The organism is Pseudazoarcus sp. NS34, from assembly GCF_059703725.1.
Window position 1 is genome coordinate 1,172,391 of sequence record NZ_BAAKIZ010000001.1, and the last position, 13,278, is coordinate 1,185,668.

At 69.2% G+C, this 13,278-nt stretch carries 9 protein-coding genes; 5 read left to right on the top strand and 4 right to left on the bottom strand.

The genetic code is table 11. The features are described 5' to 3' along the window. Positions 1–38: 38 nt before the first annotated feature. From coxB to AC6H0N_RS05675, 4 genes are read left to right on the top strand one after another with little or no spacing between them, the layout of a single operon-like run. Positions 39–668 (top strand): cytochrome c oxidase subunit II, encoded by a 630-nt coding sequence (gene coxB / locus AC6H0N_RS05660; protein WP_497573089.1) that lies wholly within the window; start codon positions 39–41, stop codon positions 666–668. Next, entirely contained in the window at positions 665–3,223 is a 2,559-nt protein-coding gene (ctaD, locus tag AC6H0N_RS05665) for a cytochrome c oxidase subunit I (RefSeq protein ID WP_497573090.1), read from the top strand. The genes coxB and ctaD overlap by 4 nt, the downstream gene beginning before the upstream one ends. Continuing rightward, positions 3,220–3,567: a hypothetical protein gene (locus AC6H0N_RS05670; protein ID WP_497573091.1), complete on the top strand. Its 348-nt coding sequence runs from the start codon at positions 3,220–3,222 to the stop codon at positions 3,565–3,567. The genes ctaD and AC6H0N_RS05670 overlap by 4 nt, the downstream gene beginning before the upstream one ends. A gap of 32 nt (positions 3,568–3,599) precedes the next feature. Next, the gene (locus AC6H0N_RS05675; protein WP_497573092.1) at positions 3,600–4,397 is read left to right on the top strand and encodes a cytochrome c oxidase assembly protein; all 798 of its coding nucleotides are present in this window, start codon (positions 3,600–3,602) and stop codon (positions 4,395–4,397) included. A gap of 22 nt (positions 4,398–4,419) precedes the next feature. On the opposite strand, the gene AC6H0N_RS05680 is transcribed toward AC6H0N_RS05675, so the two are convergent. Together AC6H0N_RS05680 and AC6H0N_RS05685 are read right to left on the bottom strand one after the other, a co-directional pair. Then, entirely contained in the window at positions 4,420–7,758 is a 3,339-nt protein-coding gene (locus AC6H0N_RS05680) for a DUF748 domain-containing protein (protein WP_497573093.1), read from the bottom strand. 2 nt (positions 7,759–7,760) lie between these two features. Continuing rightward, positions 7,761–8,828 carry an AI-2E family transporter gene (locus tag AC6H0N_RS05685; protein ID WP_497573094.1) on the bottom strand — a complete coding sequence of 356 codons (1,068 nt, stop codon included), beginning with the start codon at positions 8,826–8,828 and terminating at the stop codon, positions 7,761–7,763. 291 nt (positions 8,829–9,119) lie between these two features. Here AC6H0N_RS05685 and AC6H0N_RS05690 point away from each other — a divergent pair, with 291 nt between their 5' ends. Further along, positions 9,120–9,554, top strand: a complete 435-nt coding sequence (locus AC6H0N_RS05690; protein WP_497573095.1) for a BON domain-containing protein — start codon at positions 9,120–9,122, stop codon at positions 9,552–9,554. A gap of 183 nt (positions 9,555–9,737) precedes the next feature. Here the strand turns inward: AC6H0N_RS05690 and AC6H0N_RS05695 are convergent, their stop codons facing one another. Beyond that, the gene (locus AC6H0N_RS05695) at positions 9,738–11,192 is read right to left on the bottom strand and encodes an NAD(P)/FAD-dependent oxidoreductase (RefSeq protein WP_497573096.1); all 1,455 of its coding nucleotides are present in this window, start codon (positions 11,190–11,192) and stop codon (positions 9,738–9,740) included. Between the two features lie 80 nt (positions 11,193–11,272). Further along, on the bottom strand, positions 11,273–13,060 hold the full coding sequence (locus AC6H0N_RS05700) for a thiamine pyrophosphate-requiring protein (RefSeq protein WP_497573097.1): 1,788 nt from the start codon (positions 13,058–13,060) through the stop codon (positions 11,273–11,275). Positions 13,061–13,278 lie beyond the last annotated feature (218 nt).

Sequence of the window (13,278 nt, forward strand, 5' to 3'; positions counted from 1 at the left end):
CCGGGCTGCTGGCCGGATGCGCCGGACCGCAGTCCACCATGCAACCGGCGGGCCCGGCAGCGCGCGAGGCGGCCCAGCTGTGGTGGGGCATGCTGGCCGTGGCCGTGGTGGTGCTGATCGGGGTGGTGGCGGTGTGGCTGTATGCGATGCGCCGACCCGCTCCACAGCTGAGCCCCGAGCAGGCGCGCCGCGTCACGCTGCGCTGGCTGGTGTGGGGTGGGCTGGTGTTGCCGTGCAGCGCGATTGTCGTGTTGCTGGCCTTCGGCATTCCGGCCGGTCATCGCATGCTGCCCTTGCCGCTGGTCGGCGAACAGCCCTTGCGCGTCGAGATTACCGGCCACCAATGGTGGTGGGAAGTGCGCTACCCGGACAGCGAGGTGGTGCTCACTGATGAACTGCATCTGCCCGCCGGACGGGCGGTGGATGTGCGCGTGCGCAGCGCCGACGTCATCCATTCGTTCTGGGTGCCGCGCCTGGCCGGCAAGATCGACGTGGTGCCGGGGCGCAGCAATCTGATCCGGCTGTTTGCCGACGAGCCCGGTGAGTTTCGCGGGCAGTGCGCCGAGTATTGCGGCACCGGCCATGCCGTCATGGTGCTGCAGGTGCAGGTCCATGAGGCCGCGGCCTTCGAGGCGTGGCTTGAGGCGCAGCAGGAGGGCGGGCAATGAGCGACGCACAGCGCCCGCCCGAAACCGACAGCACGGCCGCGGCCACGCCCGAGCCCGAACTGCACCGGGCCTTTCACGCGGTATGGCGCAACGAACCGGGCTGGCGCGCCATCAGCGCGGTCAACCACACCACCATCGGCCTGCGCTTCATGGTTACCGGGCTGGGCTTCTTCCTGTTCGGCGGCCTGCTGGCGATGCTGATCCGCACCCAGCTGGCGCTGCCGGAGCACCCGATCATGACGCCCGAGGCGTACGGGCAGGTGTTCACCATGCACGGCACGGTGATGATGTTCCTGTTCGCGGTGCCGATGATGGAGGGGATGGCGGTCTATCTGCTGCCCAAGATGCTGGGCGCGCGAGACCTGGTGTTTCCGCGCCTGACGGCCTTCGGCTACTGGTGTTACCTGTTCGGTGGGCTGATCCTGTGCGCCAGCCTCTTTCTGGGCGTGGCGCCGGACGCCGGCTGGTTCATGTACCCGCCGCTGTCGAGCGGCACCTACACCCCCGGGCCGAACTCCGATTTCTGGCTGATCGGCATCACCTTCGTCGAGATCTCGGCGGTATCCGCCGGCGTCGAGCTGGCGGTGTCCATCCTGCGCACCCGCGCGCCGGGCATGTCGCTCGACAAGATGCCGCTGTACGCCTGGTACATCCTGGCGATGGCGATGATGATCGTGGTCGGCTTCCCGCCGCTGATCCTCGGCTCCATCCTGCTCGAGCTTGAACGCGCGGTCGGCATGCCCTTCTTCGACCCGACCCGCGGCGGCGACCCGGTGCTGTGGCAGCACCTGTTCTGGCTGTTCGGCCACCCCGAGGTGTACATCATCTTCCTGCCCGCGGCCGGCATCGTGTCGACGCTGCTGCCGGTGTTCGCGCGCCGCCCCATCGTCGGCTATGCGTGGGTGGTGGTGGCGGTGCTGACCACGGCCTTCATCAGTTTCGGCTTGTGGGTGCACCACATGTTCACGGTCGGCATCCCGATGCTGGCGCAGGCCTTCTTCTCCGCCGCCAGCATGCTGGTGGCGGTGCCCACCGGCATTCAGGTGTTTTCGTGGATCGCCACGCTGTGGCTGGGGCGGCCGGTGTTCCACCTGCCGATGCTGTGGCTGACCGGTTTTCTGGTGGTCTTCGTGGCCGGCGGGCTGACCGGCGTGATGCTGGCGCTGGTGCCCTTCGACTGGCAGGTGCACGACACGCATTTCGTCGTCGCGCATCTGCACTACGTGCTGGTCGGCGGCATGTTCTTTCCGATGGTGGCCGGACTGTACTACTGGCTGCCGCATTTCTCCGGTCGGATGCCGATGCGCGGGCTGGGGCACTGCGGTTTCTGGCTGGTGTTCGGCGGCTTCAACCTGACCTTTCTGGTGATGCACTGGACCGGCCTGCTCGGCATGCCACGGCGGGTCAGCACCTACGAGGCCGGGCTGGGCTGGGACTTGCCCAACCTGATTTCGTCGGTGGGCAGTTTCGTAATGGCGGCGGGTATTGCCGTCGTGATTGCCGACATCCTGCTGCACTTCCGCTATGGCCGGCCGGCGCCGGACAACCCGTGGCAGGCCGACACGCTGGAGTGGGCCACCGCCTTGCCGCCGCAGCCCTACAACTTCCTCACCCTGCCGCGTGTGACGAGCCGCCATCCGCTGTGGGAGCGACCGCAACTGGGCGTCGAACTGGCGCGCGGCGAAGGCGGGCTGAACGTCATCGACCACGGTCGCCGCGAAACCTGGGGCGTCGATCCGTTCAGCGGAGCGGTGCGCGAGGTCATTCATCTGCCCGGCAACACCTTGCTGCCGATCATCACCGCCGCGGTGTTGGCGGTGATGTGCATCGCGCTGCTGACGAAGTTCTACTGGCTGGCACTCGTTGCGGCGCTGTTCACGGTGGCGCTGCTGCTGCGCTGGTCGTGGGAGAACGGCCACCATTCCCAGGCGGTAGCCGGCGCGCGCCGCGTCGAGGGCGATCCGCCACTGCACTCAAGCACGGCGGATGGCCCCGGCCTGTTCGGCATGGCACTGACCCTGCTGGCCGACGGCGCGCTGTATCTGTCGCTGCTGTTTGGTTGGATCTACCTGTGGACCGTGGCGCCCAACTGGCAGGTGCCGGAGAACGCCGGCGTGACCGGCCTGGCCGGCATGTTGTTGCTGGCCGCGGCCGTGGTGCACAGCGTGGCGCAACTCGGCATGGGCCGGCTCGCCGGGCGTCTGGCCCGCGGCGTGCGCCTGCCGTACTCCGGCGTCGGCTTTGCCGCGGCAAGCGCCGGCGGCCTCGTCACGCTGGGCTTGCTGTTGGCCTCGCTGAGCGCTGCCGGTCTGGACATCACGGCCACCACACACGACGCGGTGATCGCCGTGACGCTGGGCTACGCCATGGTCCATGTGGCGCTCGCCGCGACCGTGACCGCGCTGCAGGCGCTGCGGGTGCGCCATGGCTACGTGCACCTCGAAGCGCCCTACGAGCCGCAGGTCGTGGCGCGGCTGTGGCACTTCAACGGTGGCGTGCTGTGGAGCGCCTGGGCGGCGCTGGTGCTGTTCCCGCCGGCATGGGGCGGCGCATGAAACCGTCCGCTTTCCATCCGGCGCACATCCCGCTTGGCCTGAGCCTGTGGGGCGTGTGGTTCGTCGCCCTGTACGGCGGCGTGGCGGTGGCCTGCGAGCGGCTGCAACCTGCGGCGGGCGAGGGCATGGGTTCGATCAATGTCGGGTTCCTGCTGTTCACGCTGCTCACCGCTTTGGTGCCGACTTACTACGCCGTGCAGTGCTGGCGTGCCGCGCGCCACGCCGAGGGCCGCCCGTCGCAGGAGCGCTTCGCCGCACGCGTCGGGTCGGCGATGCACGTCATCGCGGTGGTCGCCATCTTGTTCGTCGGCGTGCCGCTGCTGGGGCTGCCGCCATGCCTGTGATGTCGCCCCGGCGCTGCGTGCAGGGGATGTTGATGGCGTGCCTGCTGCTGACGTCGGGCGCGGTGCAGGCCCATTCGCCGTTTGCGCTGGAGCTTGAGCGCCTGCCGCTGTGGCTGGCCGCGTTGGGCATGGCCACCGCCTGGCTGCTCTATTTGCGCGGTGTGCGGCTGCGACCGGCGCCGGCCTCCGCGCGCTGGTGCTTTCACGCCGGCATGGTGATTGCCGTGCTGGCGGTGTTCGGCCCGCTCGACCACTGGGCCGAGACCAACACCGCCATGCACATGGTGCAGCACATGCTGTTCATGGTTGTCATCGCACCGCTATGGGCGCTGGCCGGGCCGCTGCCGCAGTGGCACGCGGCGCTGGGCGGGCGCGGCCGTTTGCTATGGCGCGCGCTGGTGCTGGCCGGTCGCCAGCCGGCCGCTTGCGCCACGCTGCACGGCGCGATGGTGTGGGTGTGGCACGTACCGTTTCTCTACGTGCTGGCGCTGGACAACGCCTGGGTGCACGCCCTCGAACACGCTGCCTTTCTGTTCACCGCGTGGCTGTTCTGGTGGGCGGCGCTGCGCGCGACAGGCAGTGCGACCGGTGCCGCGCTGGTCGCCGTGGGCGTGACGTTGATGCACACCGGCCTGCTCGGCGCCTTGCTGACCTTCGCCACCGTGTCCTTCTACGGGCCGGAGCGCAGCGTGACCGAACAGCAACTCGCCGGCCTGATCATGTGGGTGCCCGGCTCGCTGTTCTACCTCGTTGCGGCGGGCTGGATGAGCTGGCGCTGGCTGCAGCGTGGTGCCGGCGCACTGCGCACGAGCGGCAACCCCGGGCCTTGAAACGCAGCCCGCTGCCGGCGTTTTACTTGGTGTCCAGCGACAGCTCCACACCGGCGCCCTTGTCGGACGAAGCGCTGCCGGCCGGCTGCTTGTCCAGGCGCTGCTCCGCCACGCCTAGACCGACCAGAAATTCCTGTACCGCTTCACCGCGCTGGCGGGCGAGCTCTTCAAGCGCGCCTTCGGCGAGCGGCTGGTTCTGCAGCAAGCGCTCGAACAGCGCACGGTGCAGTGCTGCCTCGTTGCCGGCTTGGGGGCCCTGTGCGAACTCGCTGCGGAACTCGGCCAGCGCATTGGGGCCGGTGAGTTCCTCGTAAAGCTTGGCGACGGCGCGGCGCACGGCTTCGTTGCCGAAGTCGAGCAGCGGGACCGGGCCGGTTTCGGGAGTGGTGCCGGCGCTGGCGGCGATCTCGCGCCGCAGGGCTTGGGTGCGCAAGGCCTTGTCGTCGACTTCGGAAAGGTAGGTGCCGCGCAGCTGCAGTTGCAACTTGGGCCGCTGGCTCAGGGCGTCAGCCAGACGCTGCAGCTTTTCCTGCTGCGGCGGGGCCAGACGCGCGCTGCCGGCTTCAAATCCTATGGCCTCCAGGCTGTCGTCCTCGCCGCCCCCGACCAGCCGCGCCAGCAGGCGGAACGGCGCGGTGATCGCGCGCTGCAGCACGTTGCCGATGGCGTCGCGCACCAGTGCGCCGTAGCCGAAGCTCGCGTCGCCGACGTCGCCGCGCACCGGCACTTCGAGGTGCACGCGTCCCTGCGGGTCGCGCAGCAGCGCTAGCGCCAGTTCCAGCGGCAGGTCCATCGAGCCGGGCGCATCGACCCGTTCGCCCAGTTCAAAGTCTTCCAGCGTGACCACGTTGAGGCCATCCAGGCGCTGGTCGAAGACGCGGTAATCCACCTTCAGCCACAGCTGCCCGCGGGCGATGGTGCGGCCGGCAAAGGTGGCGGTGTACGGCGAGAGTTCGGACATTTCGACGTTGTCGAATTGCACCGTGACGTCGGTCAGCTCGGTCGGGTCGAAGGGGCGCAGGCGGCCTTCGGCGCGCGCCTCGCCATGCGGCTCGATGGCGCCGCGGGCGTCGAGCACGGCCTCGCTGTCGGGGGCATTGCTGACGCTGCGCAGCGAGCCGTTGAGCTGGGTGATCTGCGTGGAGAAGGGCAGGATCAGGCTCTCGTCGCTGAAGTCGATGGTGGCTTCGCGCAGTTCGATGCGATCGATGCGCAGCGGGAAACGCTCGCCGTCGTCATCGCGCTGGGCGTCCTCCTGCTGGCGCTCCCGCACGATCTCGGCGAGATTGAGCTGGCGATCAGCATCCACCTGCAGCACGGCGGTGGCGTGGTCCAGCACCACCGACGACAGCGTCATGTCGTTCGGCGACAGTTGCAGGGCGCCGCGGGTGGTCACGCTGCGGGCGGAGAACAGCGGTTCACCGCTTTCGGCCACGTCAAAGCGGATGGCGTCGAGCCGGGCGTTGCCGTCGACCTTCAGTTTTGGTTGCGCGTCACGGGCGTAGGCCAGTTGCAGTTCGCCGCCAAGCTTCCCGCCGACCAGCCGCAGCGTGGTGTGGTACTCGACCAGCGCGCGTGCCGGCGTGAGATCGACACCGTCCAGATGCACCCGGCCCTGCAGCGTGCTGGCGTCCTGCGCCGCCGTGCCTTGCAGGCGCAGGGTGCCGCCGCTGGCAAGTTGCAGCCGTGCCTCAAAGCCCAGCGGGGTTTCGGCGCCGCTCGCGACCTCGTTCAGCTGCAGCCGGGCAGTGGCCTGCAGTTGCAGCGGAGTGGCGGCGCGGCGGTCGTGAAAGCCGAGTTTGATGTCGTCGGCGCTGACCTGACGGAAGTCGTAGGACCACGGTTCGGAGGGCTCGTCGGCCGGCGCATCGGCCGGCCGGCCCTCCTGGGCGGCACGTGGCAGCAGCCCGCCCGGCACTTGCAGGTTGCCGTCCGGCGCGATGGCGATATTCACCTGGCTGCCGGACAACGTCAGCTTGGCCGCGCGCAGGCTGCGGCGGGCGGTGTTCAGGCTGCCGTCCTGGATGACGATGCGCTGCACCGCCAGTGGCGTGGCGTCGCCGCCCGAAAAGCGCGGCTCCTGCAGCGTGGCGGCCAGGCTCTCGATGCGCACACCCTCTTCGCCGGTAGCGATCAGCACGCTGCCGGTGGCGTCGGCACGGGCCACGTCCAGACGGCGCTGCTCGTTGCTCAACTCGCGGTAATGCACGGCCAGGGCCTCGACGCGCGCATCGGGCAGGTCGATGTGCCACGGGTCCGTTTCGGTGGCCTGCGTCTCGTCGGGGTTGCGGCGCAGCGTGGCCCAGTCCAGCCGCCCTTCGGCGTCCACCTGCAGGCTCAGCTCGCCGTCGGTCAGGTGTAATCCGGGCAGCGTGAGCTGGCGCTCGCCGAGGGCGAAACGACCTTCGCTGGTGCTGGCTTGCTGCAGCGCCAGCATCGGTGTGTCGGAGTCGGGCTGCGCCAGATAGAGCCCGGTGGCGGTCAGCGACAGGCGGTCGAGGACAAGGTCGAAGCCGTTGGCGGTGACCCCCGCGCGGTAATTGCCGGTGCCCGAAAGCCGACCCTGCGGCGGCGCGAGCGCCCATTCGCGAGCCAACAGCGGCCACCAGCCGGACAGCTCGGCGTCGGCGATGGCGAGGGAGCCGGCGCTGCTGCGTGCGGCAATTGTGACCAGGCCTTCGGCCGTCAGCGTGCCGCCGCCCGGCAGCGACGCTGCGAGGCGATAGCGGCCCGAGGGCTCGCCGCCGTTAGTGGCGAGGTCGCTGGCTTCGAGCATGATGTCGTCCGCCACCACCGGCGCGTACTCGTCATTGCGCGAGCGCACGCTGAATCTGCCGTTGTTCAGTGTGAGGTGGCGCAGCAACACGGCCGGCGGCGCGCGCTCGGCTTGGGCGGTGTCATCGCCGGTGGCGGCTGGCGCGGCTTCGTCGCGGCGCGGCTGGGGCAGCACGAAGCTGCCGTCGGCCTCGCGCATGAGTGCGACCTGCGGACGGTCGAGTTCGACCGACGACAGCGTCCAGTGGCGGGTGAACAGCCCGCTCCACGCCAGATCTGCGCTGAAGCGTTCGGCCGTGGCCAGGCGCTCGCCGTCAGGCAGCGCGACGACGATGTCGCGGCCTTCGGCGCGCAGGGTAAACGGGTTGAAGCGCAGGGACTCCAGCGTCAGCTCCACCCCCAGGCGTTCTGCCGCGAGCTGCGGCAGCTGGCGCTGCACCAGCCATGGCGCGAGCAGGAAGCCGGCCAGCGCATACAGCACGAGCAGCACGGCCAGCCCGACGGCGACCTGGATCAGCCTGCGGCGCGGTGCAAACTGAGGGGGCTCGTCAGACATGGGCAGTTCCGGTTGACGGTCGTCATTCATGCTCAATCCTTGCACTCCTCCGCGTCGGGCGGCTCGGGCTCGTCTTCGACGTACAGTGCGCGCAGCAGCACGATACCCGAGGCGGCCAGCGGCGTGGCAAAGACCACACCGAGTGCACCCAGCAGGGCGCCGAGAAGGACCTGCGAGGCGATTGCCAGGGCGGGCGGAAGGTGCACGCTGCGCTGGTCGATCAGCGGCGAGATCACGTAGCTTTCTGCGGCCTGCACACCGAGGTAGAGCAGACACACATACAGCGCTTCGTCGGGCCCCGTCGCCAGCGCCACCAGCAAGGCCGGGCCGGCCGCCAGGATCGGGCCGATGAAGGGCACGAAATCAAACAGAAAGGCGATCAGCCCCAGCGCGAGCGCCAGCGGGATGTCGAGCATCCACAAGCCGATGCCCACCGACAGGCCCACCAGCGTCATCTTGGCGAAAGTGCCGATCAGCCACCAGCGCAGGGTCTGGGTGACGTCGTCGACCATCTGTCCGGCCCGATCACGGCTGCCGAGCGGGAACAGGGCAAGGAAGCCGCGACGGTAGGTGCCCGGGTCAGCCGCCCCATAGAGGCCGATGAACACTGTGATGAACACGCCCACCACGGCGCCGAAGGTGGTGGAGAACAGGCCGCCGAGATGCTTCAGCCAGTCCTCGCTCTGAGGCATCAGCAGGCGCAGGTTGTACTCGGAGAGCAGCGTGTTGCCCCATTCATAGCTCCTGATGGTGGCCAGCGCCTTGTCCCAGGCTTCGCCCAGGCGCGGCCCGAGCTGCTCGAGCTGGCTGGCGGCTTCGTCGCCGAGGAATGTGCCGCCCAGGGTCAGCACCCCGACCACCGACAGCACCACCACGGCCAGCGCAGCCTGGTCCGACATCCCGCATTTCTCCGACAGGGCTTCGGCCAGGCCGCGCAGGAACACCGCCAGCAGGACGCCGGCGAAGATCAGCAGCACCACGTCGGCAATGGCCCACAGCAGCAGGGCAAAGCCCAGCAGCAGGATGACCAGCGCGGCGACGGCGATGGAACGGTCCGCTCGCCGGGCGTCGGCCGCCACGCCGGGCGCTGCGGGTGCCATGGCCATCGCGCGCAAATGGCGTCGGCGTGGCATCACGGAGGGGCGCGGCCTCAAGCGCTTGCCCGCTGCCGCGCCTGCGGTCCGGCTGCGGAACGGGGCGGAGGCAGGGAATCGAGTCTGACATTCATGGGGGTCTCCACCGAAAGGGTTCCTTAGGTGATGCTGCAAGCATCGTGCCCTGCAGGTATGTCGATTGCCTTGTGCTGTGTGGAGCCGTCATCCGACGGTCCGGAATGTTCCGCGAGGCGCGCTGCGTGCACGCCGACGCGGACCTGACAGGAGGAAAGTTCCATGCAGAAAAGCAGACTCGCATCCGTGATTGGCGCCATCGCCGCTGCCGCCCTGGTGGCCCCGGCCGTGTATGCCGAAGGAGACCAGCGGCGCATGCAGGAACGCAGCGCCGACCAGCGCCCGATGACCGACGGCGACCAGCGGCGCATGCAGGAGCGCGACGCAGATCAGCGTCCGATGAATCAGGGCGCTGGCGACCGCGATATGGGCGAACAGGTCGGCGACCAGATGCTGGAAACGCGGGTGAAGGCGGCCTTGATCGGCAACGACGAAACCAAGGCGCGCGACATCGAAGTCGAGGTGCGCAACAGCGTCGTGCATCTGAATGGCACCGTCGATTCCGAAGCCGAGTCCCAGAAAGCAGAGCGGACGGCGAAGGGCGTCGACGGCGTGCGCGAAGTGCGCAATTCGCTGACCACGCGGCCGTCGCGCTGATCGTGCACGGCAGGCCGCCGACGTGTAGTTCTTGTCGGCGGTTGTAACTTCTACAACCCGCTGCGGCCCGTCTGTTCAGGCGGGCCGCAGCTGCGTCCGGCCGCGCCGTTTAAGCCCATCCCGTCATCGCAGTCCACCCCGGACTGCGCCAGCCGCGTTTGCAAGCAAGGTTCCGGCACTTGTTCAGTGCAGTTTTACTTTCGGCTGTGAGCGCCGCTTCAGCCACCGGCCGATGGTGACCAGCACCATGCGCAGCCCGCCGAGCAGCACCATCAGATGGCGCTGGTACAGCATCCAGTAACCCAGCCGTGCCGAGCGTCCGCTCAGACGCAGGTGCTGCCCGCCCGGCGCGTCGACGTCGCCGACGGCGCGTTTGCGTCCGAGCGAAACCAGGTTGCCGTGTTCGCGGTAACGGAACTCCAGCGGTGGCTTGCCGACGATGTGGCGCTGCAGCGAGCGTGCCAGCAGCTGGGCCTGTTGCTGCGCGACCTGCGCCTTGGGCGGCAGCGGCTTGTCGTCGCCGGGCAGCTGGCAGCTGGCGCAGTCGCCAAAGGCGAAGATGCGGTCGTCGGCGGTGGTCTGCAGCGTCGGCCGGACCTTCAGTTGGCGGCGCGAGTTGCTCTCCAGTCCGCTCAGGTTTTCCAGCACTTCCGGCCCTTGGGTGCCGGCGCTCCACAGCATCAGATCCGCGGTAATGCGCTCGCCGCCCTCGAGCACCATGTGATCGGCGTGAGCTTCGGTCACCCGCGCACCGAGCCGGATGTCCACGCCGCGTCGGCGCAGATTCTCGTGGGCCTCGCGGACCATGTGCTGCGGCAACGCCGAGAGCAGGCTGTCGGAGGCCTCCAGCACGGTGATGTGCAGCGGCTGCTTCAACTGGCGCAGTCGCACGCCGTAGGCGGCGATTTCGGCGCCGGCGCTGCTCAGCTCGGCGGCCAGTTCCACGCCGGTGGCGCCGCCGCCGACGATGGCAATGCGCACCGGCTCACCGGTGCTCATCTCGGCCCGCACGCACAGCGCCAGCAGACGCTGGTGAAAGCGCCGGGCCTCCTCGGCCGTGTTCAGCGACAGGCAATGCTCGCGCACGCCGGGCGTGCCGAAGTCGTGGTCGACGCAGCCGATGGCGATGACCAGCGTGTCGTAGGCCACCGGCCGGCGCGGGGCCAGCTCCATGCCCGATTCGTCGGTCAGCGGGGCCAGCCAGATGCGCTGCGCCGTGCGCTCCAGTGCTTCGAGACGGCCGGGATGAAAGTGAAAGTGATGGCGGCGCGCCTGTTGCAGGAAGTCGAACTCGTTGTCCTGCGGCTCGATGGTGCCGGCCGCGACTTCGTGCAACAGCGGCTTCCACAGATGCGTCAGGGCCGCGTCCACCAGCACGATCTCGGCCTTGCCGTGCCGGCCGGCGTCGTCACCCAGGCGCGCGGCCAGTTCGAGCCCGCCGGCGCCACCGCCGACGATGACGATGCGATGGCGGCGGGCGGCCGTCTCGTGGGACGCGAGATCAGCCGTCAGCGGGGTGGGTGACGGCGTTTCATCAGCGTCGGCGCCGGGCGGCTTGCGGGAGAACCCGGCCGGTTCCGGCGCCGACAACATGATGGCGCCGGCGCGCGACAGGGGCTGCAGGAAGGTGGACATCATGGCGGTCTCCGGTAAACGGGCCGAACACGCCGGCAGCGCGTGGCGTGCCCGGCATTGCAGGGTGTGGCGCAAGGGCTTGTTCATCGCTTGCTGCCGGGGAAAAGGCTGTCCCAGGTTTCGCGCAGCGAGGTGATCACCAGCGCGCGGGCGTCGGGGTCGCCGCGCAGCGCACGCGCGTAGGACACAGCCTGCTTGAGCGTTACGTAAGGCGGCAGCGGCGGCACGTTGCGGTCGGTGCGCACTTCGACCACGGTCGGCCGATCAGCCGACAAGGCCAGATCCCAGGCCGCGCCGACGTCTTCCGGCCGCTCCACCAACAGGCCGCCGAGGCCCAGCAGGCGGGCGTAGGCGGCATACGGAAAGTCCGGCACTTCCTGCGAATCGGCAAAGCGCGGGTCGCCGCCCATGGCGCGCTGCTCCCACGTCACCTGATTCAGATCGCCGTTGTTGAGCACCAGGATGGCCATTCGCGGGTCGTTCCATTCCTGCCAGTGGCGCGCGACGGTGATGAGGCCGCTGATGCCGTTCATCTGCATCGCGCCGTCGCCAACCAGCGCCACCACCGGCCGCTTCGGGTGGGCGAACTTGGCGGCCAGCGCATACGGCACGGCCGAGCCCATGCTGGCCAGGCCGCCCGACAGCGAGGCGAGCATGCCGCGGCGCAGGCGAAGGTCGCGCGCGTACCAGTCGGCGGCCGAGCCCGAGTCGCAGGTGATGATGGCGTCGTCGGGCAGGCGCGGTGACAGCTCCCAGAACACGCGCTGCGGATTGACCGGATCGGCCGGGTTCATCGCGCGGCTCTCGAGCACCCGCCACCAGCGTTCCACCCAGCTGTGCACGCGTTTGCGCCAGACGTCGGCCGGCTTGTGGTCGAGCAGCGGCAGCAGCGCGCGCAGGGTTTCGCAGCTGTCGCCGACCAGGCCCAGCGTCATCGGGTAACGCAGGCCGATCATGCGCGGGTCGATGTCGATCTGTACGCCGCGCGCGCGGCCTTCGGGCGGCAGGAATTCGCCGTAGGGAAAGCCCGAGCCGACCATCAACAGGGTGTCGCACTCGTTCATCAGATCCCAGCTCGCCTTGGTGCCGAGAATGCCGATGGCGCCGGTGACGTAGGGCAGGTCGTCGGGCAGCGCGGCCTTGCCGAGCAGGGCCTTGGCCACGCCGGCGCCCAGCCGCTCGGCCACCGCAATGAGCTCGTTGGTGGCATTGAGCGCACCGGCGCCAACCAGCATGGCCACGCGCTCGCCGCGGTTGAGGATGTCGGCGGCTTCGGCCAGATCGTCTGCCGCCGGCACCTGGCCGATGGCGGTGCGGCCGATGCCGCTGTGCACGGTGCCGTGTTCGCGCGACGGGTCGGCGGCGGCCAGATCCTGCACGTCGTTGGGCACGATGACGCAGGTCACCGTGCGTTGGTCGCGCGCGATGCGCATGGCGCGGTCGATCAGGTGACGCACCTGCTCCGGCGTGGTCGCCATGTGCACGAACTCGTGTGCCACATCCTTGAACAGCGACACCAGATCCACTTCCTGCTGGTAGTCGCCACCGAGGGCGGCGCGGCGTTGCTGGCCGACGATGGCCACTACCGGCTGGTGGTCGAGCTTCGCGTCATACAGGCCGTTGAGCAGGTGCACCGCGCCGGGGCCGGAGGTTGCGAGGCACACCCCCACCTCGCCGGTGAACTTGGCGTGGGCGCAGGCCATGAAGGCCGCCAGTTCCTCGTGACGGGCCTGGATGAAGCGCATGCGGCTGCCCATGCGGTCGAAGGCGCCGATGATGCCGTTGATGCCGTCACCCGGATAACCGTAGATGCGGCGCACGCCCCACGCGTGCAGGCGTTCGAGCAGGTAGTCGCTGACCGTCTGATGCATGTGGTGCTCTCCATTGAAGCGTGGATGTCCCGCGATGTTTGCAAGTGGCGTACCCGTCGCGTGGCGGGCGTGGCATTTGCATGCGCGGCGCACGCAGTCGTCCCCGAGCGGGATGAAGAATGTGCACGGCGACGAAAAAGCTACCGCTGCCGTCGAGCTTGGCGGTGCTTCAAGCGGGCAGGCCTGCCGGGTCCGCGACTTGCAGCAAAGCGTCCCAT

What these genes read in the sequence shown, in the direction of transcription:
- coxB (WP_497573089.1), top strand. Translation starts at nt 39, where the DNA reads ATGCAACCGGCGGGCCCGGCAGCGCGCGAGGCGGCCCAGCTGTGGTGG.
- AC6H0N_RS05695 (WP_497573096.1), bottom strand. Translation starts at nt 11,192, where the DNA reads ATGATGTCCACCTTCCTGCAGCCCCTGTCGCGCGCCGGCGCCATCATG.
- AC6H0N_RS05680 (WP_497573093.1), bottom strand. Translation starts at nt 7,758, where the DNA reads ATGAATGACGACCGTCAACCGGAACTGCCCATGTCTGACGAGCCCCCT.
- AC6H0N_RS05670 (WP_497573091.1), top strand. Translation starts at nt 3,220, where the DNA reads ATGAAACCGTCCGCTTTCCATCCGGCGCACATCCCGCTTGGCCTGAGC.
- AC6H0N_RS05685 (WP_497573094.1), bottom strand. Translation starts at nt 8,828, where the DNA reads ATGGCACCCGCAGCGCCCGGCGTGGCGGCCGACGCCCGGCGAGCGGAC.
- AC6H0N_RS05675 (WP_497573092.1), top strand. Translation starts at nt 3,600, where the DNA reads ATGGCGTGCCTGCTGCTGACGTCGGGCGCGGTGCAGGCCCATTCGCCG.
- AC6H0N_RS05690 (WP_497573095.1), top strand. Translation starts at nt 9,120, where the DNA reads ATGCAGAAAAGCAGACTCGCATCCGTGATTGGCGCCATCGCCGCTGCC.
- ctaD (WP_497573090.1), top strand. Translation starts at nt 665, where the DNA reads ATGAGCGACGCACAGCGCCCGCCCGAAACCGACAGCACGGCCGCGGCC.
- AC6H0N_RS05700 (WP_497573097.1), bottom strand. Translation starts at nt 13,060, where the DNA reads ATGCATCAGACGGTCAGCGACTACCTGCTCGAACGCCTGCACGCGTGG.